The sequence below is a fragment of the Paraburkholderia nemoris genome, from assembly GCF_905221015.1.
GTDB lineage: Bacteria > Pseudomonadota > Gammaproteobacteria > Burkholderiales > Burkholderiaceae > Paraburkholderia > Paraburkholderia nemoris.
Genome location: NZ_CAJNBO010000019.1, coordinates 63,577 through 90,571, shown reverse-complemented (window position 1 = coordinate 90,571; position 26,995 = coordinate 63,577). Strand labels below are relative to the sequence as shown.

Annotated in this window: 32 protein-coding genes and 1 riboswitch; of the genes, 29 read left to right on the top strand and 3 right to left on the bottom strand. The window is 63.2% G+C overall.

Annotated features, from left to right (window positions below; all coding sequences use genetic code 11):
• Positions 1-86: 86 nt before the first annotated feature.
• Both KHO33_RS27120 and KHO33_RS27115 read right to left on the bottom strand, forming a co-directional pair.
• A complete protein-coding gene (locus KHO33_RS27120; RefSeq protein ID WP_200566075.1) occupies positions 87-860 on the bottom strand; it encodes an SDR family NAD(P)-dependent oxidoreductase in 774 nt (257 codons plus the stop codon).
• A 59-nt stretch (positions 861-919) separates the two neighbouring features.
• The gene (locus KHO33_RS27115) at positions 920-2,671 is read right to left on the bottom strand and encodes an ABC transporter ATP-binding protein/permease (protein ID WP_200566035.1); all 1,752 of its coding nucleotides are present in this window, start codon (positions 2,669-2,671) and stop codon (positions 920-922) included.
• A 362-nt stretch (positions 2,672-3,033) separates the two neighbouring features.
• Positions 3,034-3,157: riboswitch (TPP riboswitch) on the top strand.
• Positions 3,158-3,386: 229 nt separating this feature from the next.
• Here KHO33_RS27115 and KHO33_RS27110 point away from each other — a divergent pair.
• The 29 genes from KHO33_RS27110 (at position 3,387) to tatC (ending at position 25,661) form a co-directional block, all read left to right on the top strand.
• Positions 3,387-4,517: an FAD-dependent oxidoreductase gene (locus tag KHO33_RS27110; protein WP_200566036.1), complete on the top strand. Its 1,131-nt coding sequence runs from the start codon at positions 3,387-3,389 to the stop codon at positions 4,515-4,517.
• An 84-nt stretch (positions 4,518-4,601) separates the two neighbouring features.
• Positions 4,602-4,799, top strand: a complete 198-nt coding sequence (thiS, locus tag KHO33_RS27105) for a sulfur carrier protein ThiS (protein ID WP_028199627.1) — start codon at positions 4,602-4,604, stop codon at positions 4,797-4,799.
• A 39-nt stretch (positions 4,800-4,838) separates the two neighbouring features.
• Positions 4,839-5,654: a thiazole synthase gene (locus KHO33_RS27100; protein WP_054036603.1), complete on the top strand. Its 816-nt coding sequence runs from the start codon at positions 4,839-4,841 to the stop codon at positions 5,652-5,654.
• Positions 5,651-6,754, top strand: coding sequence for a thiamine phosphate synthase (gene thiE, locus KHO33_RS27095; RefSeq protein ID WP_200566037.1), 1,104 nt, complete (start codon positions 5,651-5,653; stop codon positions 6,752-6,754). The genes KHO33_RS27100 and thiE overlap by 4 nt, the downstream gene beginning before the upstream one ends.
• 94 nt (positions 6,755-6,848) lie before the next feature.
• On the top strand, positions 6,849-7,670 hold the full coding sequence (locus KHO33_RS27090) for an ABC transporter ATP-binding protein (protein WP_200566038.1): 822 nt from the start codon (positions 6,849-6,851) through the stop codon (positions 7,668-7,670).
• Complete coding sequence (mlaE, locus tag KHO33_RS27085) at positions 7,667-8,434, top strand: lipid asymmetry maintenance ABC transporter permease subunit MlaE (protein ID WP_054036607.1); 768 nt, start codon at positions 7,667-7,669, stop codon at positions 8,432-8,434. The genes KHO33_RS27090 and mlaE overlap by 4 nt, the downstream gene beginning before the upstream one ends.
• 91 nt (positions 8,435-8,525) lie before the next feature.
• The gene (gene mlaD / locus KHO33_RS27080; protein WP_200566039.1) at positions 8,526-9,089 is read left to right on the top strand and encodes an outer membrane lipid asymmetry maintenance protein MlaD; all 564 of its coding nucleotides are present in this window, start codon (positions 8,526-8,528) and stop codon (positions 9,087-9,089) included.
• An 11-nt stretch (positions 9,090-9,100) separates the two neighbouring features.
• Positions 9,101-10,129: an MlaA family lipoprotein gene (locus KHO33_RS27075; RefSeq protein ID WP_200566040.1), complete on the top strand. Its 1,029-nt coding sequence runs from the start codon at positions 9,101-9,103 to the stop codon at positions 10,127-10,129.
• Positions 10,130-10,247: 118 nt separating this feature from the next.
• A complete protein-coding gene (locus tag KHO33_RS27070) occupies positions 10,248-10,880 on the top strand; it encodes an MlaC/ttg2D family ABC transporter substrate-binding protein (RefSeq protein ID WP_054036609.1) in 633 nt (210 codons plus the stop codon).
• A complete protein-coding gene (locus KHO33_RS27065; protein WP_054036611.1) occupies positions 10,877-11,182 on the top strand; it encodes an STAS domain-containing protein in 306 nt (101 codons plus the stop codon). The genes KHO33_RS27070 and KHO33_RS27065 overlap by 4 nt, the downstream gene beginning before the upstream one ends.
• A 214-nt stretch (positions 11,183-11,396) precedes the next feature.
• The gene (locus KHO33_RS27060) at positions 11,397-12,329 is read left to right on the top strand and encodes an ABC transporter ATP-binding protein (protein WP_154560982.1); all 933 of its coding nucleotides are present in this window, start codon (positions 11,397-11,399) and stop codon (positions 12,327-12,329) included.
• Positions 12,326-13,081: an ABC transporter permease gene (locus KHO33_RS27055; protein WP_054036613.1), complete on the top strand. Its 756-nt coding sequence runs from the start codon at positions 12,326-12,328 to the stop codon at positions 13,079-13,081. Before KHO33_RS27060 ends, KHO33_RS27055 begins: the two co-directional genes overlap by 4 nt.
• 15 nt (positions 13,082-13,096) lie before the next feature.
• The gene (locus KHO33_RS27050; protein WP_054036615.1) at positions 13,097-13,336 is read left to right on the top strand and encodes a BolA family protein; all 240 of its coding nucleotides are present in this window, start codon (positions 13,097-13,099) and stop codon (positions 13,334-13,336) included.
• Between the two features lie 18 nt (positions 13,337-13,354).
• A complete protein-coding gene (murA, locus tag KHO33_RS27045) occupies positions 13,355-14,710 on the top strand; it encodes a UDP-N-acetylglucosamine 1-carboxyvinyltransferase (protein ID WP_407946199.1) in 1,356 nt (451 codons plus the stop codon).
• Complete coding sequence (gene hisG / locus KHO33_RS27040; protein WP_093643445.1) at positions 14,707-15,402, top strand: ATP phosphoribosyltransferase; 696 nt, start codon at positions 14,707-14,709, stop codon at positions 15,400-15,402. Before murA ends, hisG begins: the two co-directional genes overlap by 4 nt.
• A gap of 60 nt (positions 15,403-15,462) precedes the next feature.
• Complete coding sequence (gene hisD, locus KHO33_RS27035) at positions 15,463-16,785, top strand: histidinol dehydrogenase (protein WP_200566041.1); 1,323 nt, start codon at positions 15,463-15,465, stop codon at positions 16,783-16,785.
• Between the two features lie 182 nt (positions 16,786-16,967).
• Positions 16,968-18,038 (top strand): histidinol-phosphate transaminase, encoded by a 1,071-nt coding sequence (gene hisC, locus KHO33_RS27030; RefSeq protein ID WP_054036617.1) that lies wholly within the window; start codon positions 16,968-16,970, stop codon positions 18,036-18,038.
• Between the two features lie 111 nt (positions 18,039-18,149).
• On the top strand, positions 18,150-18,737 hold the full coding sequence (gene hisB / locus KHO33_RS27025; protein ID WP_054036619.1) for an imidazoleglycerol-phosphate dehydratase HisB: 588 nt from the start codon (positions 18,150-18,152) through the stop codon (positions 18,735-18,737).
• Positions 18,738-18,796: 59 nt separating this feature from the next.
• Positions 18,797-19,417 (top strand): MarC family protein, encoded by a 621-nt coding sequence (locus KHO33_RS27020; protein WP_054036621.1) that lies wholly within the window; start codon positions 18,797-18,799, stop codon positions 19,415-19,417.
• Complete coding sequence (gene hisH / locus KHO33_RS27015) at positions 19,414-20,055, top strand: imidazole glycerol phosphate synthase subunit HisH (RefSeq protein ID WP_093643455.1); 642 nt, start codon at positions 19,414-19,416, stop codon at positions 20,053-20,055. Before KHO33_RS27020 ends, hisH begins: the two co-directional genes overlap by 4 nt.
• 214 nt (positions 20,056-20,269) lie before the next feature.
• A complete protein-coding gene (hisA, locus tag KHO33_RS27010; RefSeq protein ID WP_054036624.1) occupies positions 20,270-21,022 on the top strand; it encodes a 1-(5-phosphoribosyl)-5-[(5-phosphoribosylamino)methylideneamino]imidazole-4-carboxamide isomerase in 753 nt (250 codons plus the stop codon).
• Positions 21,023-21,257: 235 nt separating this feature from the next.
• Positions 21,258-22,031, top strand: coding sequence for an imidazole glycerol phosphate synthase subunit HisF (gene hisF, locus KHO33_RS27005; protein ID WP_054036627.1), 774 nt, complete (start codon positions 21,258-21,260; stop codon positions 22,029-22,031).
• A gap of 1 nt (position 22,032) precedes the next feature.
• On the top strand, positions 22,033-22,443 hold the full coding sequence (gene hisI / locus KHO33_RS27000; RefSeq protein WP_200566042.1) for a phosphoribosyl-AMP cyclohydrolase: 411 nt from the start codon (positions 22,033-22,035) through the stop codon (positions 22,441-22,443).
• Positions 22,440-22,832 carry a phosphoribosyl-ATP diphosphatase gene (locus KHO33_RS26995; RefSeq protein WP_054036629.1) on the top strand — a complete coding sequence of 131 codons (393 nt, stop codon included), beginning with the start codon at positions 22,440-22,442 and terminating at the stop codon, positions 22,830-22,832. The genes hisI and KHO33_RS26995 overlap by 4 nt, the downstream gene beginning before the upstream one ends.
• A 105-nt stretch (positions 22,833-22,937) precedes the next feature.
• Complete coding sequence (locus KHO33_RS26990) at positions 22,938-23,333, top strand: DUF4870 family protein (protein ID WP_054036630.1); 396 nt, start codon at positions 22,938-22,940, stop codon at positions 23,331-23,333.
• A gap of 82 nt (positions 23,334-23,415) precedes the next feature.
• Positions 23,416-23,781, top strand: coding sequence for a histidine triad nucleotide-binding protein (locus KHO33_RS26985; protein WP_012434499.1), 366 nt, complete (start codon positions 23,416-23,418; stop codon positions 23,779-23,781).
• A gap of 268 nt (positions 23,782-24,049) precedes the next feature.
• Complete coding sequence (tatA, locus tag KHO33_RS26980) at positions 24,050-24,289, top strand: Sec-independent protein translocase subunit TatA (RefSeq protein ID WP_028199650.1); 240 nt, start codon at positions 24,050-24,052, stop codon at positions 24,287-24,289.
• Between the two features lie 39 nt (positions 24,290-24,328).
• Entirely contained in the window at positions 24,329-24,847 is a 519-nt protein-coding gene (gene tatB, locus KHO33_RS26975) for a Sec-independent protein translocase protein TatB (protein WP_200566043.1), read from the top strand.
• A 34-nt stretch (positions 24,848-24,881) separates the two neighbouring features.
• Positions 24,882-25,661, top strand: coding sequence for a twin-arginine translocase subunit TatC (tatC, locus tag KHO33_RS26970; RefSeq protein ID WP_054036635.1), 780 nt, complete (start codon positions 24,882-24,884; stop codon positions 25,659-25,661).
• A 103-nt stretch (positions 25,662-25,764) separates the two neighbouring features.
• On the opposite strand, the gene KHO33_RS26965 is transcribed toward tatC, so the two are convergent.
• Complete coding sequence (locus KHO33_RS26965) at positions 25,765-26,988, bottom strand: Do family serine endopeptidase (protein WP_054036636.1); 1,224 nt, start codon at positions 26,986-26,988, stop codon at positions 25,765-25,767.
• Positions 26,989-26,995: the final 7 nt, after the last annotated feature.

Genomic DNA, 26,995 nt, shown 5'->3' with positions numbered 1-26,995 from the left:
GGATTTTCAAAGCGCGGAACAGCTTGCCCGCTTCGCAAATGCTTTCGAACTGTTCTCGCGTGTTTCCGGATGTTGCGGCGTGCTGCCTAACCGAGCGTCAGGCCGCCGTCGATATGGATCACCTGGCCGGTGATGTGACGCGCTTCATCGGAGAGCAGGAAGGCGATCAGCGCGGCGATATCCGCGGGCTCGGCGACGTGGCCGAGCGGTGTCGCTTCGGCGGCGCGGGCCCACACCGATGCATTATCGGCACTTGGGCCGCGATCTTTACGGGTATAACCGGGCGCCACGCAATTGACCGTCACCCCATGCGGCGCAAGTTCGGCGGCGGCGGTTTTAGCCAGTGACTCGAGCGCCGCTTTCGCCGCCGCCGTTGCGGCGAACGGCGCATCCACGCGATAGCGATGCGCGACGAACGAACTGAGCGCGACCACGCGGCCTCGCTTCGAGGTTTCCAGCGCGTTCGTCGCACGCTTGACGAGCGCGGCGAACGCGGCCGGCATGGCGGCAAAGGCGGCGCTGAACGCATCCGCGTCGAGTGCATTGAGCGTTTGCCGTTGCGCGTGGCCGGCGTTCGCTACCAGTTGATCAAGCGCGCCGAAGTTCGCGAGCGTTTGATGAATCACATGTTCGGCAGCGCCGCGTTCGGCCAGATCGCCGAACACCGTCGCACAGCGCGCGCCGTTCGCGCTGCAATCGGCGGCGACCTGTGCAAGACGCTGGCGCGCTTCGTCGTCGACGCCGCGGGCGTGCAGCATCAAGGCGGTGCGCGGCGCGGCGATGCGTCGGGCCAGTGCGGCGCCGATGCCGGAGCCCGCGCCGGTGATCAGGACGACCCGATCGAGCCCGGCGCCGCTCATGCCAGTCGTGCTGCTCGCGTCACCGGTGCTGCTCATGTCGCTCGCGTTGTTCATGCTGTTCACGCAGCAATCGGTTCGCCCGAGCGTTCGACGTCGAGCGTTTCGTCATGGAATGCCGCCAGCGATTCGCGATGCGCGACGCTGACGATTGCCGCCTGCGGCAGCCGCTCAGTGAACAGGTGATAGAGGCGTGCCTCGTTTTCCGAATCGAGCGCACTGGTTGCTTCGTCGAGGAACAGATAGTCCGGTTTGTGCAGCAGCACGCGGGCGCCGGCGAGGCGCTGTTGTTCACCCGGCGAGAGAATGCGCGTCCAGTGCCCCGATTCCTGCAGGCGGTCGGCGTACTCCGACAGGCGGCAAGTGATGAGCGCTTCGCGGCATTCGTCGTCAGTGTAGGTATCTGCAGAAGACGGATAGGTGAGCGCGGCTTTCAGCGTGCCGATCGGCATGTAGCTGACCTGCGGGATGAACATCATGCGCGCGTTGACCGGTGCGTCGATCGAGCCGTCGCCGAACGGCCACAAGCCGGCGAGCGCGCGCATCAGCGTGCTCTTGCCGGAGCCGGACGGACCCCGCACCAGCCAGCGTGAACCCGGCTTGATCGCGATATCGCGGATGCGCGACAACGGGTTGCCGTTCGGCAGCGCAAGCTGGAGGCCTTCAGTTGTGAGCTCGTCTTCGTCGACGAAATGCAGATTGATGCCGCCATGCGCGGTAGCGGGCGAGACCGATTCCTTCAGACGCGGCGCATGCACGATGCGCTTGAATTCACGCAACCGGTTCACGGTAGCGCGCCATTCGACGAGGCTGCCGTAACTATTGATGAACCACGAAAACGAATCGCTGACGGTACCGAATGCGCTCGAGATCTGCATCAGTACGCCGAACGTGAAAGCGCCCGCAAAGTAGCGGGGCGCGGCGACCACCAGCGGAAAGATGATTGCAATCTGGCCGTAGAAGGCCGTTACGAAGGTGAGCCGCTTGGTGTACTTCATCACCTGCCACCAGTTGTCGCGGATGCGGCCGAACAGCGAGTGCGTGTTCTTCTTCTCAGTCTCCATGCCGTCGTAGAAGGCGATCTGCTCGGCGTTTTCACGCAGACGGATCAGGCCGAAACGGAAATCCGCCTCGACTTTCTGTGCCTGGTAATTGATCGACACGAGCGGATGGCCGACCTTCTGGATGATCACTGAGCCGACTACCGCGTACAGCGCTGCGGCCCACACCATATAGCCCGGAATCTGCACCGGCATGCCGCCGAGCGAAACGGTCAGCGCACCGGCCAGCGACCACAGGATCGTCATGAACGAGACCAGTGTGACGATCGTGGACAGCAGGTCGAGGGTCAGCGAAAGCGTGCTGGTGGCGAGCGATTGCAGGTCGTCGCTGATCCGCTGGTCGGGGTTGTCGGCGAGCCGGTCGCGTTCGATCCGGTAGAAAGCGCTGTCGTGCAGCCATTCGTTGAGATAACGCGTGGTCAGCCACTGGCGCCAGCGGAAGCCGAGCATCTGGCGTAGATAGCGGCCGTACACGGCAAGGATGATGAAGCCGAACGCGAGCCCCGAGAACACCATCAGCAGGTGCGGGAAATCGTGCACGTTTTTGGTTTGCAGCGCGTTGTAGAAGTCGGCGCTCCAGCGGTTCAGGCGCACGTTGATCCACACGATGAGCAGATTCATCACGACGATCGCGATGAGCAGCCCCCACGCCGTTTTTCGTTCTTCGGAAACCCAGTAAGGTTTGATCAGGCTCCATGCGGAGACTTTTTCGTCCGGCGGCAGCGCGGGGCTGGAAGCGGTATTCGGTGTCATGAGCATCCTGGTGAAGTGCTGGCCCGCGTCAGGCGGCCCCCAAGTCGGGCCGGCCCCACGGCGGGTTTGCGGTGCGTGCCCCGGGCGTCGTGCTCGACGAACGCACGTCCGGGTGAGCGACCGATTCTGGCGCGAAGCCCTTAAGTGAAAATTAATTTCCGCTCAGAGGTCCCGCCTCGATGCCGCTGGTGCGCGAGTGGCGAAGCATGTCGCCCGCGCGCCAGCGGCATCCGGTCCTGGCATTGTGCCAGAGCGCTGCATTCGGCCGTATTGATGAATCGAAAGATAGTGACGGATCAACGGCGTGTGACGGCAGAAGCCGTTGGTTTGCGGGCGCCGCGCCTTTTATGGTCTAATGACCTTCGACGAAACAGGGGTGCTTTGCCCACAGGCAGCGTGATTTTCACGCAGCGGCGGCGAGGCTGAGAGAGACCCTTTGCACCCGATCCGGGTAATACCGGCGCGGGAAGTTTCCGGAAGCAGTCAGTCTTCCATTCCCCGCCGGGCGGCGTCCGTCATTGGACGTGCATTTTGCCCGGCCGGCCTCACCCGCCGGTTTCGTCCTGGGTACGTGCGTTTTTTTGCCGTACGGAAAGGATTCGATGACCGCCTATTCTTCAGACATGTGTTTTGCTCTTCACGGCGTTTTTGTCGGTTGTGTCGGCGCGCCGGGCTGTTTTAGCGTTGCTTGCCGTTGTGACCCGGAGCGCACGCGATGAATTGTTTAGCTCAACCCGATTTCGCCGTGCTCGGCGGTGGGCTGTGCGGGCGTCTCGTCGCGTGGCGCCTCGCCGGTGAAGGGCATCGCGTGGCGCTCTATGAGCGCGGCGACGTCGCAGGTACGCAATCCGCGGCCTGGGTCGCCGCCGCCATGCTGGCGCCGCTCGCCGAAGCCGCCAGTGCCGAACTGCTGATCACCCGTCTGGGCGCAAGTTCGCTCGACACCTGGCCGCGCGTGCTGGCCGAATTGCCCGAACCGGTGTTCTTCCAGCGCAATGGCACGCTAGTCGTATGGCATCACGCCGATCGCACCGAAGCGCCACTGTTCGAACGCCGGGTGCGCTCGAACGCGCCTGCTGAATTGCTCGACGGCGGCTTCGTGACGCTGGCGGGCGCTCAGGTCGGCACCGCCGAGCCCGCATTGGCAGGCCGCTTCAACCAGGGCTGGCTGCTGCCGCGCGAAGGCCAACTGGATAACCGTCAGGTGCTGACCGCGCTCGCCGCGGGCCTCGCTGAGCGTGGTGTCGAAACACACTGGAACACGCCGGTCGACGATCATGCGCTGCCGTCCGCCCGCATCACGATCGACTGCCGCGGTTTGGGCGCGAAGTCGGTGCTGCCCACGTTGCGAGGCATTCGCGGCGAAGTCGCGCGCGTGCATGCGCCCGGTATCAAGCTGACGCGGCCGGTGCGCCTGCTGCATCCGCGCTACCCGCTGTATATCGCGCCGAAGCAGGACGATCTCTACGTGATCGGCGCCACCGAAGTGGAAGGCGAGGACATGTCGCCGGTCAGCGTGCGCTCGGCGCTCGAGTTGCTGAGCGCGGCGTTTTCCGTGCATCCCGGCTTCGGCGAAGCCCGCATCCTCGAACTGAATTCGCAGTGCCGCCCGACTTTGCCGGACCACCGTCCGGCCCTGCTGTGGGATGGCGCGCAGACATTGCGCGTGAACGGCCTGTACCGGCACGGCTACATGATCGTGCCCGAAGTCGCCGACGAAGCCGTGCGCTTCGCCGCCGCGCTGCTCGACGGCCGCATCGGCGACGCCGATGCTTTCGCCGACTGGCAAAATGCCGCGCGCTGGAGCGAGCTGTTTCAACTGGACGCCACGCGGGAGCCGGCATGAGCGTTGCGCGGCTGCTGGCGAAATAACCGCAGGCAAAACAGGCGCAGGCCGCTGCCTCAATCGATTGAACCGTATTCGAACACCATGGACATTCATATCAATCAGAAGCCGTTGTCGTTGCCCGAAGGCGCGACTGTCGCCGATGCGCTCGCCGCGTTCGGCGCGCGTCCGCCGTTCGCGGTCGCGCTGAACGGCGATTTCGTCGCACGCACCCAGCATGCGGCGCGCGCGCTGCAGCCGGGCGACAAGCTCGATGTCGTGCAACCCGTGGCCGGCGGTTAAGCCCCGCGCCACGCCTTGCCGGAGACCAGGTTTATGCAAATGACTGCCCCCCAAACCGCCGACGCGCTCACGCTCTACGGCCAGACTTTCGCGAGCCGCGTGCTGCTCGGCACCTCGCGCTATCCATCGCTGCAATCGCTGTCCGATTCGATCGACGCCGCGCAGCCCGGCATGGTGACCGTCGCGCTGCGCCGGCAGATGAACGAAGGCGGCGCCGAAGCCGGTTTCTTCGACCTGCTCAAGCGCCACGGCGTGCCGCTGCTGCCCAATACCGCCGGCTGCCTGACTGTCGGCGAGGCGGTGACGACCGCGCATATGGCGCGCGAAATCTTCGAAACCGAGTGGATCAAGCTTGAACTGATTGGCGACGACTACACGTTGCAGCCTGATCCGGTTGGCCTGATCGAAGCGGCCACGCAGCTGATCAAGGACGGCTTCAAGGTCCTGCCGTATTGCACTGAAGATCTCGTGATCGGCCGCCGCCTACTTGATGCGGGCTGCGAGGCGCTGATGCCGTGGGGCGCGCCAATCGGTACCGGCAAGGGTGTGATCAATCCGTACGGCCTGCGGGTCTTGCGTGAACGCTTGCCCGACGTGCCGCTGATCGTCGACGCCGGCCTCGGCGTGCCGTCGCACGCGGCGCAAGTGATGGAGTGGGGCTTCGACGGCGTGCTGCTGAACACCGCCGTTTCGCAGGCGACGCACCCCGACGCGATGGCGCGTGCCTTCGCGCTGGGCGTCGAAGCGGGCCGCCAGGCTTTTCTGGCGGGGCCGATGGCCGAGCGCGAAAGCGCGCACGCGAGCACGCCGGTAGTCGGCATGCCGTTCTGGCATCAAGACGGGAGCGCCGCATGACGCAAACTTTGCCTTTGACTGGCCGCGACCTTTTCTGGCCGCCTGCTGACGAACTTACCGAAGCCGCCGAGCGAATCCGCGCCCGCCTGGGCGAGTGGCCGCCGACGCACGCGCCGTGGCGCATCTGCCTGACCGCGCCGGACGAGCCGAACGGCGGCGACCTGATCATCGTCGCCGACGCGCAGCAGCATGGCGAGCAGGTGGCGCGCTGGCAGGTGCAGGGCGCAGGCGTGATCGTCGCTGCCGAGAACGCGGCGACGCTGCATCTGGGCGGCGAGAAATACAGTCTGGAAGGTCATCTGGCGGAAGACTGGATTTCCGCGCTGGCGGCGTTTCTGGATTGCGGCTTCGATCCGCACGACGCGCTGGTCCTGGCGTTGGCGTGGCGCGACGGCGACGAAATCAAAGCGGAAGACGCCTTTCCGGCCGATATCGCGCACTTCCCACGCCTCGCCGGTCTGCCGGCCGCGCCGGCGCAAGCGTTCGCGCGTTGCCCTGACCGGCTCGGCCTGTACCCGGTGCTGCCGACCGCGGAGTGGGTCGAACGGGTGGTGGGCTTTGGCGTGAAAACGGTCCAGTTGCGCCGCAAGTCGGCTGAACCCGCCGACGAACTGAAGCGCGAAATCGCCCGCTGTGTGGCTGCGGGCCGTGAGCACGATGCCCAGGTTTTCATCAACGATCACTGGCAAGCCGCGCTGGAAGGGGGCGCTTACGGTGTCCACCTTGGGCAAGAAGACGTGCATACCGCCGATCTGTCGGCACTTGCCGCTGCCGGCGTCCGCCTCGGTCTGTCAACGCACGGTTTCTACGAGATTCTGAAAGCACTGCATTTCCGGCCAAGCTACATTGCGTTAGGCGCGGTGTTCCCGACCACCACCAAGGTCATGCCGACCGCGCCGCAGGGCCTCAAGCGTCTGGCGCGGTATGTCCGCCTGCTCGACGGCGTCGTGCCGCTGGTGGCGATCGGCGGGATCGATCTGCAGGTGCTGCCGGACGTGCTGGCGACGGGCGTGGGCTGCGCGGCCGTGGTGCGCGCCGTGACCGAAGCCGCCGACCCGGCTGTCGCTGTTTCTGCGCTGCAACATGCGTTTACGCAATAATCGTCAAGTTCAGTAAAGGGACAGGGCACCTCACGGCAGCATTTCCATGATGGCCCTATAATTCGGCCTTCCGTGTAAAAGGACTGTCAGTTTCGTGTCTTCCTCCCCCGAGACCTTACTCGAGCTGCGCGACGTCGACTTCGGTTATGGCGACCGGCTCGTCCTGTCGAACCTGAATCTGCGCTTCAAGCGCGGCCAGGTCGTCGCGGTTATGGGCGGCTCGGGTTGCGGCAAAACCACAGTGCTGCGCCTGATCGGCGGTCTGGTGCGCGCGCAGCGCGGCCAGATCCTGTTCCAGGGCCAGGACATCGGCGCACAAACGCGCGACGGCCTCTACGCGCTGCGCCGCAAGATGGGCATGCTGTTCCAGTTCGGCGCGCTGTTTACCGACATGTCGGTGTTCGAAAATGTCGCTTTTGCGCTGCGTGAGCACACCGACCTTCCCGAAGAACTGATCCGCGACCTCGTGTTGATGAAGCTCAACGCGGTCGGCTTGCGCGGCGCGCGCGACCTCGCGCCGTCGGAGATTTCGGGTGGTATGGCGCGGCGGGTGGCGCTTGCCCGGGCGATTGCGCTCGACCCCGAGTTGATGATGTACGACGAGCCGTTCGCCGGCCTCGATCCGATCTCGCTCGGCATTACGGCGAACCTGATTCGCGCGCTGAATCAGGCACTTGGCGCGACGTCGATCCTGGTCACGCACGACGTGCCGGAATCGTTCGCGATCGCCGATTACGTCTATTTCCTTGCCAATGGCGGGGTGCATGCCGAAGGCACGCCGGCTGAGCTGCGCGCGTCGACCGATCCTACGGTGCGCCAGTTCATCGACGGCGCGCCTGATGGCCCGTTCAAATTCCACTATCCCAGCAAGACGCCGCTCGCGGCGGATTTCGGTATCGGCGGAGGTCAGTCATGATCAGCGCGCTTGGTCGCTCGGTACTCGACGGGCTGGGAACGGCCGGCTACGCCACGCGGTTCTTCTTCCGGCTGCTGCTCGAGTTTTTCCCGTTGCTGCGCCGGCCGCGCCTTGTCACGAAGCAGATCCACTTCGTAGGTAATTATTCGCTGGTGATCATCGCCGTGTCGGGGCTGTTCGTCGGCTTCGTGCTCGGCTTGCAGGGCTATTACACGCTGAACCGTTACGGTTCCGAACAGGCGTTGGGTCTGCTGGTCGCGCTTTCGCTGGTGCGCGAACTCGGGCCGGTGGTCACTGCGCTCCTGTTTGCGGGCCGCGCCGGCACGTCGCTCACGGCCGAAATCGGTTTGATGAAGGCGGGCGAGCAATTGACCGCGATGGAAATGATGGCGGTGGACCCGGTCAAGGTCGTTGTCGCGCCGCGCTTGTGGGCGGGCATTATTTCCATGCCGATCCTCGCCGCGATTTTCAGCGCGGTCGGCGTGTTCGGCGGTTATGTGGTGGGTGTGCTGCTGATCGGCGTCGATGCCGGCGCGTTCTGGTCGCAGATGCAAGGCGGCGTCGATGTCTGGCGCGACGTGGGCGCCGGGGTCATCAAGAGTGTGGTGTTCGGCCTCGCGGTGACCTTTGTGGCGCTGTTTCAGGGCTACGAAGCCAAGCCGACGCCGGAAGGCGTGTCGCGCGCCACGACCAAGACGGTCGTGTACGCGTCGCTTGCGGTGCTCGGCCTCGATTTTCTGTTGACCGCACTGATGTTCAGCTAAAACTGCGCTGCACGTTTTCGCTCGGCGGGCGCGCCTAGGTTTGCGCGTGACGGGAGCGGGAGCAGCGTGGCGGATTCACTTTGGGATGACGATGAAAAAGACTGCTCTCGACTTCTGGGTCGGCCTGTTCGTGGTGTTGGGTTTCGTGGCGTTGCTGTTTCTCGCGCTGAAGGCCGGCAACATGAGCTCGTTGTCGTTTCAGGCAACGTACCCGGTCAAGCTCAAGTTCGACAATATCGGCGGACTGAAGGCGCGCGCACCGGTGAAGAGCGCGGGCGTGACGGTTGGCCGGGTTGCCTCGATCGGCTTTGACAGCAATGCTTATCAGGCTGTCGTCACGATCGATATCGACAAGCAATACCCGTTTCCGAAAGACACGTCGGCGAAGATCCTGACCTCGGGTCTGCTGGGCGAGCAATACATCGGGCTCGAACCCGGTGGCGATAGCGAGATGCTTAAAGCGGGTGACACGATCTCAATGACACAATCAGCGATCGTGCTGGAAAACCTGATCGGACAATTCCTGTATAGCAAGGCCGCGGACTCGGGCGCATCCAAGCCGGGCGCGGGTTCGGCCACACCTGGGGCCGCCCCTGCCACGGCGCCCGCGTCGGCGGCGCCGACTCCGCCCGCCTCTGGTGCGGCCGGTCAATAAGGAGAATAAAAATGCAGACCCTACGCAAACGAGGCGTGCGCGCCGTCCAGATGGCGACGTTCGCGCTCGCGACCGCTACGCTCGTCGGCTGCTCGACCGTGCAGACGCCGACCAAGGGCGATCCGCTCGAGGGCTTGAACCGCACCATCTTCACCGTCAACGACAAGCTCGACCAGTACGCGCTGAAGCCGGTCGCGAAGGGCTACGTCTTCATCACGCCGCAGCCGGTGCGCGACAGCGTCACCAACTTCTTCTCGAATATCGGCGACGTCTACATCGCGGCAAACAATCTGCTGCAGTTGAAGATCGCCGACGGCGTCGAAGACATCATGCGGATCGTGATCAATACGGTGTTCGGCGTCGGCGGTCTATTCGACGTGGCGACGCTTGCCAAGCTGCCCAAGCACGACAACGACCTCGGCCTGACGCTCGGTCACTACGGCGTGCCGGCGGGTCCGTACCTCGTGCTGCCGCTGTTCGGGCCGAGCACGCTGCGCGACGCGGTTGGTTCGATCGGCAATTACTATGTGAATCCGCTCAGCTACATTCATCCGGATGGCCTGAGCTGGGCGCTGTACGGCCTGAACGTGGTCAACACGCGCGCGAATCTGCTGAACGCGGGCGACGTGCTGGAAGGCGCTGCGCTGGATAAGTATTCGTTCGTGCGTAATGCGTACCTGCAGCGCCGCCAGTATCTGCTGTCGGATGGCAAGCAGTCGCAGTCGCTGCCGAATTACGGCGACGAAGCACCGCTGCCGAAGTACGACGACGTCGATAGCGGCGCGGCTGCGGGCACGCAGGGTGCTGCCGCGAAAGCATCGGCTGCGTCCGGTGCGGCTGCCGCAACGCCGCCGCAAGCTGCTTCGGCGGCTGGCGCAACCACGGGCGCAACCGGCACGGCGGCTGCACCTGAAGCCGCTTCGGGCAGTTCCGAAACGCCGCCGCTCGACCTGAACGGCGGTCCGGAAACGACGCAGATTCCGGCCGGCCAACTGGTTCCGCCGACGCGTTTCAACTTCCCGTCATTCAAATTGCGTTGATCGTGCGGCCGTAACACCTCGATACGACTCTCGCAGTTTGCGCATGGATTGCTGCTGAACTCGCGTGTTAATGTCGGCTCAAACGGTTGCACTATTTTTAAGGCAAGCAAGGTTCGATATGAAAAAACTATTCCTGATTCCGTTGTTCGCAGCGCTGTTCTCGTTCGCCAGTGCCGGTGCATCGGCGCAAGCGGTGGACTCCAATTCGCCGGACGGCCTGATCAAGACCGTCACGCAGCAGGTGATCGACGCGGTGCGCGCCGACAAGTCGATCCAGCAAGGCGACATTTCGCACATCACCCAGCTCGTCAACGAAAAGATCCTGCCGTACACCGATTTCCGCCGCACCACACAACTGGCGATGGGCCGCAACTGGCGCACCGCGACGCCGGAGCAGCAAAACGCCGTGGTCGAGCAGTTCAAGATGCTGCTGATCCGCACGTATTCGGGCGCGTTGGCACAGGTGCGCGACCAGCAGATCCAGTACAAGCCGTTCCGTATGAACCCGGACGACACCGACACGGTGGTGCGCTCGGTGGTGATGAACAACGGCTCGCCGATCGAACTCGACTACCGTCTGTACAAGACGCCGAACGGCTGGCGCGTGTATGACATCAACGTGCTCGGCGCGTGGCTGATCCAGGCGTATCAGCAACAGTTCAACGAGCAGATCCAGCAGAAGGGCGTGGACGGACTGATCCAGTTCCTCACGCAGCGTAACCAGCAACTCGCCGCGGGCAAGCAGTCGTGAGCGAAGTGCTGAACGCGGTCGTCGCAAGCCGCTTCGAAAGCGGCGCGACGCTGACCCACGAGAGCGCGAAAGCCGCGTTTGAGGCGGGTTTGCAGCGGATCGCTGCGGGCGCGACCGGCGTGGATTGCGCGCCGCTCGCGCAATTCGACTCGTCCGCTCTGGCCGTCCTGCTCGCGTGGGAGCGTGCCGCCCAGGCGCGCGGCACCGCGTTTGAGATCGTCAACCTGCCGGCTGGTCTCGCCAGCCTCGCACAAGCCTACGGCGTCGATACCCTGTTATGTCGACCGGAGTTAGCGCTTTAGCGGTTACTCCGGTCCCATGCTGCTTGCAGCGCGCGCGACATTGACGCTCCCCTAGCGTCACTTCCAATCGCCCCGGCCGAGCCGGGGCTGCCGATTTTTGCCCTATAATCAAACGTTTTTCGGGGCATATAACCGGCCCCAATTTCGTCCCTTCCAGCACTTTTGCGCCCCCTCGGGGCTCCTTTAGGCGCCGCGACGCACGCGGCCCACAGTCATGTCAGCCATAGAAATTCGTAACGTCAAGAAGCGCTACAAGGATTTGCAGGCGCTCAAGGGCGTCAGCCTCACGGTGGAAGAAGGCGAGTTCTTCGGACTGCTCGGTCCGAACGGTGCGGGCAAGACAACGCTCATCAGCATACTTGCGGGTCTCGCGCGCGCCGATGAAGGCAGCATCGCGGTACGTGGCCATGACGTAGTCAGCGATTTCCGCGACGCGCGCCGCGCGCTCGGCGTGGTGCCGCAGGAGCTCGTGTTCGATCCCTTCTTCACGGTGCGCGAAACCTTGCGCATCCAGTCCGGCTACTACGGGCTGCGCAACAACGACGCGTGGATCGACGAGATCATGGCCAATCTCGACCTCACCGAGAAGGCCGACGCCAATATGCGCGCGCTGTCGGGCGGCATGAAGCGCCGCGTGCTCGTGGCGCAGGCGCTGGTGCACCGGCCACCGGTGATCGTGCTGGATGAGCCGACCGCGGGCGTCGACGTCGAGTTGCGTCAAACCTTGTGGAAATTCATCTCGCGCCTGAATCGCGAAGGCCACACGATCGTGCTGACCACGCACTATCTGGAAGAAGCCGAATCGCTGTGCGACCGCATCGCGATGTTGCGGCGCGGTGAGGTCGTCGCGCTCGAGCGCACCAGCACGCTGCTGCAGCGCTTTGCCGGCATGCAACTGTTCCTGCGCTTTACGCAAGGTGTGTTGCCGGCCGAGTTGCGTCCGCTCGAAGTGGAAAGCGGCGCGGGCAACGGCAATGGCCGACAGCATCTGCTGCGGCTCGCGAGCTATGACGACGTCGAGCGGATTCTCGCGCAGTGCCGCGCAGCGGGCTGCGCATTCGAAGAAATCGAGGTCCGTAAAGCCGACCTCGAAGATGTGTTCGTTCAGGTGATGAACGGTCCGGAAGTGATCGAGGGGCTGGCATGAGCGGCTTTCGCACGCTGTTTTACAAGGAAATCCTGCGTTTCTGGAAGGTGTCGTTCCAGACCGTGCTGGCGCCGGTCATCACCGCGCTGCTGTATCTGACGATTTTCGGCCACGCGTTGCGCGGTCACGTTCAGGTCTACCCGGGCGTGGAGTACACGAGCTTTCTGATTCCGGGTCTCGTGATGATGAGCGTGCTGCAGAACGCCTTTGCGAATAGCTCGTCCTCGCTGATCCAGTCGAAGATCACGGGCAACCTGGTGTTCGTGCTGCTGCCGCCGTTGTCGCACTACGAGATGTTCGGCGCGTATGTGCTCGCTGCCGTAGCCCGTGGTCTTGCGGTCGGCTTCGGCGTGTTCATCGTGACGATCTGGTTCGTGCCGGTCAGCTTCAGCGCGCCGCTTTACATCGTCGCGTTCGCGATTTTCGGCGCGGCGATCCTGGGCACACTCGGTTTGATCGCCGGCATCTGGGCCGAAAAGTTCGATCAGCTTGCCGCGTTTCAAAACTTTCTGATTATGCCGCTCACGTTCCTCTCGGGCGTGTTCTACTCGACGCATACGCTGCCACCGGTGTGGCGCGAAGTGTCGCGGCTCAATCCCTTTTTCTACATGATCGACGGCTTTCGCTACGGTTTCTTCGGGATGTCGGATATCAATCCGCTCGTGAGCCTTGCGATCGTTGCCGGTTTCTTTGTGGTGCTGGCCGTGGTGGCGATGCGCATGCTCGCCTCCGGCTACAAACTGCGCCACTGATCAGGAGCATCTCTCATGTTGCCGACTCCCGAACAGGTCAAGCAATACATCGCGGCTGGGCTCGCTTGCCAGCATCTCGAAGTCGAAGGCGACGGTCAGCATTTCTTTGCGACCATCGTTGCCGAGAGCTTCGAAGGCAAGCGTTTGATCCAGCGCCATCAACTCGTGTATGCGGCGCTCGGCGACCGCATGCGCGAAGAAATCCACGCGCTCAGCATGAAGACGCTGACGCCCGCCGAATGGCAGAACGCGTAATCTGGAAATTTAGTGCGAATTACTCAAGAAGGGCGCGACGCCGGTAGCGGCGCGTCGAACACAGTCAAAGCGGGCCCGGCTGAAGTCCGGGTCAATCAGGAACTGACAGGCATGGATAAACTCGTCATTGAAGGTGGCTACCCGCTGTCGGGTGAAGTCGTCGTCTCAGGTGCCAAGAACGCGGCGTTGCCGATCCTGTGCGCGAGTCTGCTTAGCGCGGAGCCGGTGCATCTGGAGAACGTGCCCGACCTGCAGGACGTGCGCACGATGCTCAAGCTGCTTGGCCAGATGGGCGTGCAGATCGAGAGCGGCGAGGGCCGCGTGTCGCTGGATGCGTCGAAGGTCGATAACCTCGTCGCGCCGTACGAAATGGTTAAGACCATGCGTGCGTCGATCCTCGTGCTTGGCCCGCTGGTCGCGCGCTTCGGTCACGCTCGCGTGTCGCTGCCGGGCGGCTGCGCAATCGGCGCGCGTCCGGTGGATCAGCACATCAAGGGCCTGCAGGCCATGGGTGCCGAGATCACGATCGAGCACGGCTTCATCGAAGCGCGTGCGAAGCGTCTGAAGGGCGCGCGCATCGTGACCGACATGATCACAGTGACGGGCACCGAAAACCTGCTGATGGCAGCGGTGCTGGCTGAGGGCGAAACGGTCATCGAGAACGCCGCGCGTGAGCCGGAAGTGGGCGACCTCGCGCATCTGCTGGTCGAGATGGGCGCAAAGATCGAGGGTATCGGCACTGACCGTCTGGTGATCCAGGGCGTCGACAAGCTGCATGGTGCAAAGCACACGGTGATTCCGGATCGTATCGAAGCCGGGACGTTCCTGTGCGCGGTCGCGGCTGCCGGCGGCGATGTGACGTTGCGTAAAGTACGTCCGCTCATTCTGGAAGCCGTCACCGAGAAGCTGCGCGAAGCCGGCGTCACGATCGAAGAGGGCGACGACTGGATGCGTGTGCGCATGGACAAGCGTCCGAGCGCGGTGAGCTTCCGCACGTCCGAATATCCGGCTTTCCCGACCGACATGCAGGCGCAGTTCATGGCGCTCAACACGCTTGCGGACGGCACCTCGCAAGTCGTCGAGACGATCTTCGAGAACCGCTACATGCACGTGCAGGAGTTGAACCGCCTCGGCGCGAACATCACGATCGACGGCAACACCGCGCTCGTGACCGGTGTCGAGAAGCTGTCCGGCGCGAAGGTCATGGCGACCGACCTGCGTGCGTCGGCGAGCCTCGTTATCGCCGCGCTGCGTGCCGAAGGTGAAACGCTGATCGACCGTATCTATCACCTGGATCGTGGTTACGACCGGATGGAGACCAAGCTCAACGCCATCGGCGCCAAGGTGCGCCGTATCTCGGGGAGCGAGGCATGAGCTCGATGCCGCAAACGTCGTCGTCGCCGGCTGTGAGCGCACCGCTCACGCTGGCTTTGTCGAAAGGGCGTATCTTCGAAGAGACGCTGCCGCTGCTCGCCGCAGCCGGCATTGAAGTCGCCGAAGATCCGGAAACCTCGCGCAAGCTGATTCTGCCGACTACCGACGCGAACGTGCGCGTGATCATCGTGCGCGCCACGGACGTGCCGACCTACGTCGAATACGGCGCAGCCGACTTCGGCGTGGCCGGCAAGGACGTGTTGCTCGAGCACGGCGGCAGCGGGCTGTATCAGCCGGTCGACCTGGATATCGCGCGTTGCCGGATGTCGGTCGCGGTGGCGGCCGGTTTCGATTACGCGAACGCGGTGCGCCAGGGCGCACGTCTGCGCGTGGCGACCAAGTATGTGGAAACGGCACGTGAGCATTTTGCCGCCAAGGGCGTGCACGTCGACCTGATCAAGCTGTACGGTTCGATGGAACTGGCGCCGCTGGTCGGCCTCGCCGACGCAATCGTCGACCTGGTGAGCTCGGGCAATACCTTGCGCGCCAACAATCTTGTCGAGGTGGAAGAGATCATGCAGATTTCGTCGCGCCTCGTTGTGAACCAGGCCGCGCTGAAGCTCAAGCGCGCGGCGCTGCGGCCGATCCTCGATGCGTTCGAACGCGCGTCGAAGGCCGGTGCCGCGGCCTGAAAAGTTTGACCACGCTCGTTTGACCACGCTTTAGCGCGCCTTACCGAAACGGATACCCGTATGTCTATCAAGATTCGCAAACTCGATTCCAGCGCTCCCGACTTCCAGAAGTCGCTGCACGCGGTGCTCGCGTTCGAGGCGAGCGAAGACGAAGCAATCGAGCGCTCGGTCGCGCAGATTCTGAACGACGTGAAGACACGCGGCGACGCTGCGGTGCTCGAGTACACGAACCGCTTCGACCGCGTCGAGGCGAAGAGCGTCGCGGCACTCGAGTTGCCGATGTCCGAACTGGAAGCGGCGCTCGAGGGCCTGGAGCCGAAGCGCCGTGCGGCGCTCGAGGCAGCGGCGGCGCGCGTGCGCGGTTACCACGAGAAGCAGAAGATCGAGTGCGGCAGCCATAGCTGGCAGTACACGGAAGCCGACGGCACCGTGCTCGGCCAGAAGGTCACGCCGCTGGATCGCGCGGGTATCTATGTGCCGGGTGGCAAGGCGGCGTATCCGTCGTCGGTGCTGATGAACGCGATTCCGGCGCGGGTGGCCGGTGTGCGCGAAATCGTCATGGTCGTGCCCACGCCGGACGGCGTGAAGAATCCGCTGGTGCTGGCGGCCGCCTTGCTGGGCGGCGTGGATCGCGTGTTCACGATCGGCGGCGCGCAGGCGGTGGGCGCACTGGCGTACGGCACGGAAACGGTGCCCGCGGTGGACAAGATCTGTGGCCCCGGCAATGCCTATGTCGCGTCGGCCAAGCGCCGGGTGTTCGGCACGGTCGGCATCGACATGATCGCCGGGCCGTCGGAAATTCTCGTGCTGTGCGACGGCACGACGGACCCGCGCTGGATCGCGATGGACCTGTTCTCGCAAGCCGAGCACGACGAACTCGCGCAATCCATCCTGCTGTGCCCCGACGATGCGTTCATCGCCCGCGTACGTGACGCGATCAACGAACTGCTGCCGACCATGCCGCGCCAGGACGTGATCCGCGCGTCGCTCGAAGGCCGCGGCGCGTTGATCAAGGTGCGCGATATGGCCGAAGCCTGCGCTATCGCCAACGACATCGCCCCGGAACACCTCGAAATCTCCGCGCTGGAACCGCATCAATGGGGCCAGCTGATCCGCCATGCCGGCGCGATCTTCCTCGGCCGCTACACCAGTGAAAGTCTCGGCGACTACTGCGCGGGGCCGAATCACGTGCTGCCTACGTCGCGTACCGCACGGTTCTCGTCACCGCTGGGCGTCTACGATTTCTTCAAGCGTTCGAGCGTGATCGAGGTCAGTGCGGAAGGCGCACAGACGCTTGGCGAGATCGCCGCCGAGCTCGCGTACGGTGAAGGCCTGCAGGCGCATGCCCGCAGCGCCGAATACCGGATGCGGCAGAACGGCTAAGCGCGGCTGACCGCGGCGGGCCGGAATACGGAGCAGACGGGCATCGAACCGGTGTCCGCGAACTCTGCCGACGGATTACGCGCGGTTTCCCGTTAAATAACGACAATACAGACCAACCTGGGGCAGTCCGCAAGCCGCCGATTCCCGGCCGGCGTATCCCGTGCGGCCCGGTCCACTGACTTATGACGACACCTCAAGACATCATCCGCCGCGACGTGCTCGCGATGACGAGCTACCCGGTTCCGGACGCCACGGGCTACATCAAGCTCGATGCGATGGAGAATCCGTTCTCGCTGCCACCGGTGCTCGCCGCCCATCTGGGCGAGCATCTGGCCGGCGTTGCGCTGAACCGCTACCCGGCGCCGCGCCCGGAAGCGCTGATCGAAAAGATCAAGCGCGTGATGGGTGTGCCAGCGGGTTGCGACGTGCTGCTCGGCAACGGCTCGGATGAAATCATCAGCATGGTGTCGGTGGCGTGCGCGAAGCCGGGCGCCAAGGTGCTCGCGCCGATGCCGGGGTTCGTCATGTATCAGATGTCGGCGAAGCTGGCGAATCTGGAATTCATCGGCGTGCCGCTGAAGCCCGATTTCACGCTCGACACCGAAGCGATGCTGGCGGCGATCGCCGAGCATGAACCGGCGGTCATCTATCTGGCCTATCCGAACAACCCGACCGGCACGCTGTACGACGACGCGGATATGGAGCGCATCATCGCCGCGGCGAACAAAAGCCTGGTGGTGATAGACGAGGCTTATCAACCGTTTGCGCAGCAAAGCTGGCTGCCGCGCGCCGATGCGTTCGACAACGTCGTCGTCATGCGTACGGTGTCCAAGCTCGGTCTGGCCGGCATCCGCCTGGGTTATCTGGTCGGCAAGCCCGCCTGGCTCACCGAATTCGACAAGGTGCGGCCGCCCTACAACACCAACGTGCTGACGCAAGCCGCCGCCGATTTCCTGCTCGACCACGTCGATGTGCTCGACGCCCAGGCCGAGCAACTGCGCGAAGAACGCACGAAACTCGCGCAGGCCGTGGCCCAATTGCCGGGCGCCGAAGTGTTCCCGAGCGCTGGCAACTTCCTGCTGGTGCGGGTGCCTGACGCATCCGTTATGTTCGAAACGCTGCTGGCAGCGCGGGTTTTGATCAAAAACGTGAGTAAAATGCATCCATTGCTGGTCAATTGCGTGCGTTTGACCGTCGGTTCGCCCGAAGAAAACGCCCAATTGGTCGCTGGACTGAAACTCGTGCTGCACTGAACGGCGAGCTGAATGGCCGCGTGAGCGCTTTTCCATACTGCGAAAAGCGCGCGCGGCCCGCCTTCCCATCCCACACTACTATCGCTTTCTAGCTAGATTCGAGGAATTACCATGCGCCTTGCGGAAGTCGTTCGCAACACCAGCGAAACGCAGATCCGTGTGAAGATCAATCTGGACGGCACCGGTCAGCAGAAGCTGGCCACCGGTGTGCCGTTTCTTGATCACATGCTCGACCAGATCGCACGACACGGCTTGTTCGATCTCGACATCGAAGCGCATGGCGACCTCGAAATCGACGACCACCACACGGTCGAAGACGTCGGCATCACGCTTGGCCAGGCTGTCGCGAAGGCAATTGGCGACCGCAAGGGCATCCGCCGCTACGGTCATTCTTACGTGCCGCTCGACGAAGCGCTGTCGCGCGTTGTGATCGATTTTTCCGGACGTCCGGGTCTCGAATTCCATGTGCCGTTCACGCGCGCGCGCATCGGCACGTTCGACGTCGATCTCTCCATCGAATTTTTCCGCGGCTTCGTCAATCACGCCGGCGTCACGCTGCATATCGACAACCTGCGCGGCCTGAACGCCCATCACCAGATGGAAACGGTGTTCAAGGCGTTCGGACGTGCATTGCGCATGGCCGTCGAGATGGACGAACGCGCGGCGGGACAGATTCCGTCGACCAAGGGCAGCCTTTAAGCGCTCATTTACCAGCCTTGTGACCAGGACCGGCTGCGCTTGCCCGCACCCGGTGTGCGATGGATATTCTGAAGTCGTTTATTTCGCTGCTGGCGTTGATCAACCCGGTCGGCGCCATCCCGTTCTTTATGAGCCTGACGGCGCTTCAGAGCGACGCCGAGCGGCGTAGAACAATCCGCATCGCGGCAATTTCGGTGTTCTGCGTGATTGCGGTGACTACGCTGCTCGGGCAGCAGATCATCAGTTTCTTCGGCATTTCGGTCGGCTCGCTCGAAGTGGGCGGCGGGATCATCATGCTGCTGATGGCCATCAACATGCTGAACGCGCAGATCGGCAACAGCCGTTCGACGGCGGAAGAGCGCGACGAGGCCGAGCAGAAAAACAACATCGCGGTTGTACCGCTGGCGATTCCGCTGTTGACCGGCCCGGGCGCGATCAGCACCACGATCATTTATGCGGCCGGCTCGGCGCACTGGTACGACCGGCTGAGCCTTGTCGCGATCGGTGCGGTGCTGGCGGCGATCTGCTTTTTTTCGCTGCGCCTCGCTGAACCGATTGCCCGCTGGGTCGGTCGCACGGGTATCAACATCGGTACGCGGCTCATGGGTTTGATGTTATCGGCGCTGGCGGTGGAATTCATCGTCGATGGATTGAAGGCATTGCTGCCTAACTTGAAATGAAAACTTCGATAGCGATTGTGGATTACGGAATGGGCAACCTGCGCTCGGTTGCTCAGGCATTGCGCAAAGCCGCGCCGGAAGCGGACGTAGCGATCGTCGATCAGCCCGAAGCGATCCGCTCGGCCGACCGAGTGGTGCTGCCCGGCCAGGGCGCCATGCCCGACTGCATGCGCAGTCTGGCCGAATCCGGCCTGCAGGAGGCGGTCATCGAAGCCTCGCGCAGCAAGCCGCTGATGGGCGTGTGCGTCGGCGAGCAGATGCTGTTCGACTGGAGCGCCGAGGGTGATACGCCCGGTCTGGGTCTGTTGCCCGGCAAGGTGCTGCGCTTCGATCTGGAAGGCCAGGTGCAGGACGACGGCTCGCGCTTCAAGGTCCCGCAAATGGGCTGGAACCGCGTGCGCCAGGCGCAGCCGCATCCCTTGTGGGACGGCGTCGCGGATAACGCGTTCTTCTACTTTGTACACAGCTATTACGTCGTGCCGGACAACGCCGCCCATACCTCGGGCGAAACGGTGTACGGTGTGCCCTTTACCTCGGCGGTGGCGCGGGATAACATCTTCGCGACCCAATTCCATCCGGAAAAGAGCGCCGAAGCGGGGCTGCGCGTGTATCGCAACTTCGTGCACTGGAACCCGTGAGCGCCTTTCTTCATTCTGTTGCCCAACGCCGTTCCGCAACACGCGGAGCGTCGGCCGTGCGCCACAACCGCAGCAAGACGATTTCGCTTCACTACGGCGCTCCGCAAGGGCGTCGAAAGAGTTGTACTAAACTAGCGAAACGGCGTTATGGCGGGCTGGCTTGTCAGCCGCTGCCGCCGACCTTCAACCACCTCCCAGACAACACCCGATTGCTATGCTGCTGATTCCCGCCATCGACCTGAAAGATGGTCACTGTGTACGCCTCAAACAGGGCGATATGGACCAGGCGACGATATTTTCCGAGGAACCGGCGGCGATGGCCCGGCATTGGGTCGATCGCGGCGCCCGCCGTCTGCACCTCGTCGACCTGAATGGCGCGTTCGCCGGCAAGCCGAAAAACGAAGACGCGATTCGCGCGATCATCGAGGAAGTGGGTGGTGAGATTCCCGTCCAGTTGGGCGGCGGCATCCGCGATCTGAACACGATCGAGCGCTATCTGGACGACGGTTTGTCGTACGTCATCATCGGCACGGCGGCGGTGAAGAATCCTGGCTTCCTGCAGGATGCGTGCACGGCTTTCGGCGGCCATATCATCGTTGGCCTGGATGCCAAAGACGGCAAGGTCGCGACCGACGGCTGGAGCAAGCTGACCGGCCACGAAGTGGCCGATCTGGCGCGCAAGTTCGAGGATTACGGCTGCGAGTCGATCATCTACACCGACATCGGCCGCGACGGCATGCTCCAGGGCATCAACATCGAAGCCACGGTGCGTCTCGCCCGCGCGGTGAAGATTCCGGTGATCGCGAGCGGCGGTTTGTCGAACCTCGCGGACATCGAGTCGCTGTGCGAGGTCGAGGACGAAGGCATCGAAGGCGTGATCTGCGGCCGGGCGATCTACTCGGGCGATCTGGACTTCGCGGCTGCACAGACCCTCGCAGACCGGTTGCGCGAATCGGACGACGCTTAAGGCTCCAAGCCCGGAGCGTCGCGGTCGGCACGGAATCGACGCAGCAGCGGGCTTCGGACTTTAAAAGCGGACGCAACGGCGTGTCCCGAAAGCGCGTCAAGCCGCCAGCTGGTGTCTTCGGCACATTTCCGGCTTGCGGCTTGCGGCCTGACGCGGCGAGCAGCGCCGGCACAGTGCCGCTCGTAAAGATTCAGGCGAGCGGCCTCATCAGCGGTATTGGCAGAATTGCACGATTATGGCTCTAGCTAAACGCATCATCCCCTGTCTCGACGTCACGGCTGGCCGCGTGGTCAAGGGCGTCAACTTCGTCGAACTGCGTGACGCCGGCGACCCGGTCGAAATCGCGCGCCGCTACGACGATCAGGGCGCCGACGAACTGACCTTCCTCGACATCACCGCCACCTCCGACCAGCGCGATCTGATTCTGCCGATCATCGAAGCGGTCGCCTCCCAAGTGTTCATTCCGCTGACGGTCGGCGGCGGCGTGCGCGCTGTCGAAGATGTGCGGCGGCTGTTGAACGCGGGCGCGGACAAGATCAGCATGAACTCGTCGGCGGTCGCGAATCCGCAACTCGTGCGCGACGCGACGGACAAATACGGCTCGCAATGCATCGTCGTCGCCATCGACGCGAAGCGTGTCTCCGCGGACGGCGAGCCGCCGCGCTGGGAAGTCTTCACGCATGGTGGGCGCAAGGCCACTGGCCTCGAAGCCGTCGAATGGGCGCGCAAGATGGCCGAACTGGGTGCGGGCGAAATCCTGCTGACCAGCATGGACCGCGACGGCACCAAGAGCGGCTTCGATCTCGCGCTCACGCGGGCGGTGTCCGACGCGGTGTCGATTCCGGTGATCGCCTCGGGCGGCGTCGGCTCGCTGCAGCATCTGGCCGACGGCATCAAGAGCGGCCACGCGGACGCAGTGCTGGCCGCCAGCATCTTCCACTACGGCGAACACACCGTGGGCGAGGCCAAGCGCTTCATGGCCGATCAAGGCATTTCGGTGAGGTTGTGACGTGGTGAATTCCTCGGCAGTAGAGTGGCTCGATAAAGTCAGGTGGGACGCGAACGGCCTCGTGCCGGTGATCGCGCAGGAAGCCTCGACCAACGACGTGCTGATGTTCGCGTGGATGAACCGCGAAGCTTTGGCGAAAACTGTCGAAACCGGCCGCGCGGTGTATTTCTCGCGCTCGCGCCAGCGCCTTTGGTTCAAGGGCGAAGAATCCGGCCACGTGCAGCATGTGCATGAAGTGCGGCTCGATTGCGACGAAGACGTCGTGCTGCTGAAGGTCGAGCAGGTGTCGGGCATTGCGTGCCACACCGGCCGCCACTCGTGTTTTTTCCAGAAATTCGAAGGCACGGTTGAAGATGGCGACTGGGTCGCCGTCGATCCCGTGCTGAAAGATCCCGAACACATCTACAAATGACGCAATCCACGCAATCCACCGAATCGGCTTCGTCCACCAAGGACACGCTGCTGCGCCTCGCGGCCATCATCGACAGCCGCAAGGGCGGCGATCCGGACGTCTCGTACGTTTCGCGCCTGTTCCACAAAGGCGATGACGCGATTCTCAAGAAGATCGGCGAAGAGGCCACCGAAGTCGTGCTGGCCGCCAAAGACACTCGCCACGGCGGCGCGCCGAAAGCGTTGGTCGGCGAAGTGGCGGACCTCTGGTTTCACTGTCTCGTGATGCTGTCGCATTTCGACCTGAGCCCGGCTGATGTGCTTGCCGAACTCGAGCGCCGCGAAGGCCTGTCGGGCATCGAAGAAAAGGCGCTGCGCAAGAGCCGCGAGCGCGAAGAGAACGGCGACTGATTGTCGCCGCCTGGTCGTCACCTTGTCGCCGCGTCTTGAAGTGGCGAGCGTCGGCACCCACATTGCACTGAACGAATAGGATCGCATCCTCGGGAGGACGCAAGCATGGAACAGTCGCAAGGAAATTATCCGCCGCCGGTCTACCGCAACGCGATCGAGCCAGAGCGCGAACGCAGTCTGCGCACGCTCACGCATGTGCTGTACGCGCTATATGCGGTTCATTGGCTGACGGGTGGCCTGACGATTCTGATCGCGATCATCATCAACTACGTGAAACGGCCCGATGTGGTGGGCACGCCTTACGAAGCGCATTTCGAGTGGCAGATCCGCTCGTTCTGGATGGCCTTGGCTGGCTATGCGATCGGCGGTGTGCTGCTGTTCGTGGTGATCGGCATTCCGGTCCTGTGGGCCGTCAGCATCTGGATGTTGTACCGTATTATCAAAGGCTGGCTGTATCTGTACGATAACAAGCCGCTCGCGAACCCGCGTGGCTGGTTCTGAGTTGGGTCCGGCCGCGGCCGGACCGGATACGAGCCGTGCCGCATCGCGCTTCGCGCTCTAGCCATACTGTGTCAGGAATACGATGAGCCACGACCCGAACTGCCTTTTCTGCAAGATCGCCGCCGGCGAGATTCCGTCGACCAAAGTCCATGAAGATGACGAATTCGTTGCCTTCCGCGACATCCGTCCGGCCGCTGAAACGCACGTGCTGGTGATTCCCCGCAAACACATCGCCACGCTATCGAATTGCACCGAAAGCGACGCACCGCTGCTTGGTAGAATGCTTGTTCTGGTGGCGCGTCTGGCCGACCAGCTGGGCGTGGCGTACACCGGCGGCGAAACCGGTTTTCGTACGGTCATCAATACGGGGCCGGGCGGCGGACAAGAGGTGTATCACCTGCATGCGCACATCCTCGCCGGGCCGCGTCCGTGGCAGCGCATGGGCTGATAGAGCAGGCTGATTGAGCGGGCTCGTAAATAACCGCTGGCTGCGAGGCGCGCAGCGAGTTTTGGCCGCAGACAATAGCAGGGCCGTTTTTTTGCTGCACTGTAACGACGCCGACGCGATCGTCAGGTCACAATGGCACACCGTGTCGTGGGTTGCATCGAAACAGCTCGCGGCAACATATAGATGGAGCGTACGCGCTTCGATTCACGCCGCAAGGCGCACGAGTTTTGCCGCATCACGTGCGGTGTCGGGGTTAAGGAGAGTAGTCATGGGTTCGTTGAGCATTTGGCATTGGCTGATCGTGTTGCTGATCGTGGCGCTCGTGTTCGGCACGAAGAAGCTGCGCAATATCGGTACCGATCTGGGTGGCGCGGTGAAGGGCTTCAAGGAAGGCATGAAGGAAGCCGAAACGCCCGCAGGCGAAGCGCAACAGCGCGAACTGCCGCGCAATGGCACGGTAGATGTGGATGCGAAGGAAAAGACGCCGCGTTCCGGCGATTACCGCTAAGCCGCGGCCCAACCGCGTTACTGACGGACACTCCACTTCATGCTGGACCTCGGTCTAACCAAGATGGCGCTGATCGGCGTCGTCGCGCTGGTCGTACTCGGGCCTGAGCGCCTGCCTCGCGTCGCCCGCACGGCCGGCGCGCTGTTCGGCCGTGCGCAGCGGTATATCAACGACGTGAAGGCCGAAGTCACCCGCGAAATCGAACTCGACGAATTGCGTCGCATGAAGACCGAGTTCGAAGCGGCGGCGAGCAACGTCGAAACCTCCGTTCAGGACAATCTGCGCAAGCACGAAACCGAACTGAACGACGCGTGGAATAGCGGCACGTCGGTGTCGCCGAGCATTGCCGGCGGCGCGCTTGAAGATGTCAGCAATTCGCCGTGGCAGACCAGCACGCCACCGGCAGGCCCCAAGCGCAAGAACTGGCGCGTCAAGCAGACCGCCATGCCCACCTGGTACAAGCGCGCCACCACGCGCCGCACGCGTGTGCAGTCGGGCGCGGCGCGCGTGGCGCGGCATACGCCGGCCACCATGCGTCGTCCGACGCGGTTCTTCTGATGATCAGAACGACAATCTCTAACCGAGGGCCGGTGTGAGCGACCCCCAGCAAACCCAGGACGAAGGCACTGAAGAGACCTTCATTTCCCACCTCGTTGAATTGCGCGACCGTATCATCCGCGCCGGCCTTGCCGTCATCGTGGTGTTTGTCGGGCTCGTGTATTGGGCGCCGGATATCTTCCGGCTGCTGGCGCGGCCCTTGATGCAGAATCTGCCGAAGGACGGCAAGATGATCGTCACCGACGTCACCGGCTCGTTCTTCGTGCCGATGAAGGTGACCATGCTCGTCGCCTTCGTGATCGCGCTGCCGATCGTGCTGTACCAGATCTGGGCGTTCGTTGCGCCGGGTCTGTATCAGCACGAGAAGAAGCTGGTCGGGCCGCTGGTGGGCAGCAGCTACACGCTGTTCCTGTGCGGCATGGCGTTCGCGTACTTCGTAGTGTTTCCGACCATCTTTCGCGTGATGGCGCACTACAACGCGCCGCTCGGCGCGGAGATGACCACCGATATCGACAACTACCTCAGCTTCGTGCTCACCATGTTCCTTGCGTTCGGCGTGACGTTCGAGGTGCCGATTGTCGTGGTGCTGCTGGTCCGCATGAACGTGCTGACCATCAAGAAGCTCAAGGAAATCCGTCCGTATGTGATCGTGGGCGCGTTTGTGATTTCGGCGGTGGTGACGCCGCCGGACGTGTTCTCGCAGCTGATTCTGGCGATTCCGCTGATCGTGCTGTACGAGGCGGGCATCATCGCGGCGCGGTTGATTGTCGGCAAGCAGAAACCTGTCATTGCGGAAGACAGTCCGCCGGGTTGAACGGCACGGCAGCGCAGAGAGACAAACAAAAAGGGCAGTCCATCATGGACTGCCCTTTTTGTTTTGCGGTGCCCCACAACCACTGGCCGCTATCTATCGCTTCTCAACCGCCGTCGTCGTCCTGCTGATCGCCGCCGCCGTTGTCCTCGGCCGGTTGCTTTGGCGGAGGCGGGCGCTTGCCGATCGTCACTTCCAGATCCATCTCGTGGCTCTTGCGCACCAGATGAACCTTCGCCGCCGTGCCCGGCTTGATCTGCGCGATAACGTTCAACAAACGCGTGGTGTCGGTAATCTCCTGGCCGTTCACGCTGACCAGGATGTCACCCGGCTTGATACCTGCACGGTCGGCCGGGCCATTCTTCAGCACGCCCGCGACAATCGCGCCCGACTTCTGCTCGAGCCCGAACGATTCGGCGATTTCCGGCGTCACGTCCTGCGGCTCCACGCCGATCCAGCCGCGCGTGACCGAGCCCGTCGTGATGATGCTCTCCAGTACGCTGCGCGCGGTCGAGACCGGAATCGCAAAGCCGATGCCGAGCGAGCCGCCCGAGCGCGAATAGATGGCGGTATTGATGCCGAGCAGATTGCCGTTCACGTCCACCAGCGCACCGCCCGAGTTGCCGGGGTTGATGGCCGCGTCGGTTTGAATGAAGTTTTCGAACGTATTGATGCCGAGGTGATTGCGCCCCAGCGCGCTGACAATGCCCATGGTCACCGTCTGGCCGACGCCGAACGGATTGCCGATTGCCAGCACCACGTCGCCCACGCGCGTCTGGTCCATGCGGCCGAGCGTGATGGTGGGCAGGTTGGTCATGTTGACCTTCAGCACGGCCAGATCGGTCTCAGGATCGACGCCGATCACCTTGGCATTGGTGGTGCGGCCGTCGGCGAGCGCGATTTCGATCTGATCGGCGCCGTCCACGACGTGCTGGTTCGTTAGAATGTAACCTTCCGAACTCACTATCACCCCAGAGCCGAGATTCGACGCGGGTTGTTCCTGCTGCTTGCCTTTGTTCTTGTCGCCGAAGAAGTAGCGGAACAGCGGATCTTTCGCGCGTGGATCGGGTGGCAGCGAGCCATCCTTGCTGGAGAACACATTGACGACCGCGGGCATGGCCTTTTGCGCAGCGTCTGCATACGACGCCTGCGCAGGACCCGTGCCGATGCCTGGCGCCACTTCCCGAAGGGCGACGATCGGTTCGGCGAGTTGCTTGCCGAATTGCCCTTGACGCTGGAGCCACTGCGGTTTGAGGGTCGCAATGATGAACATCAGCGCCAACAGCACAGTCACCGCTTGGGCAAAGAACAGCCAAAAGCGTCTAAGCATCTGAAGA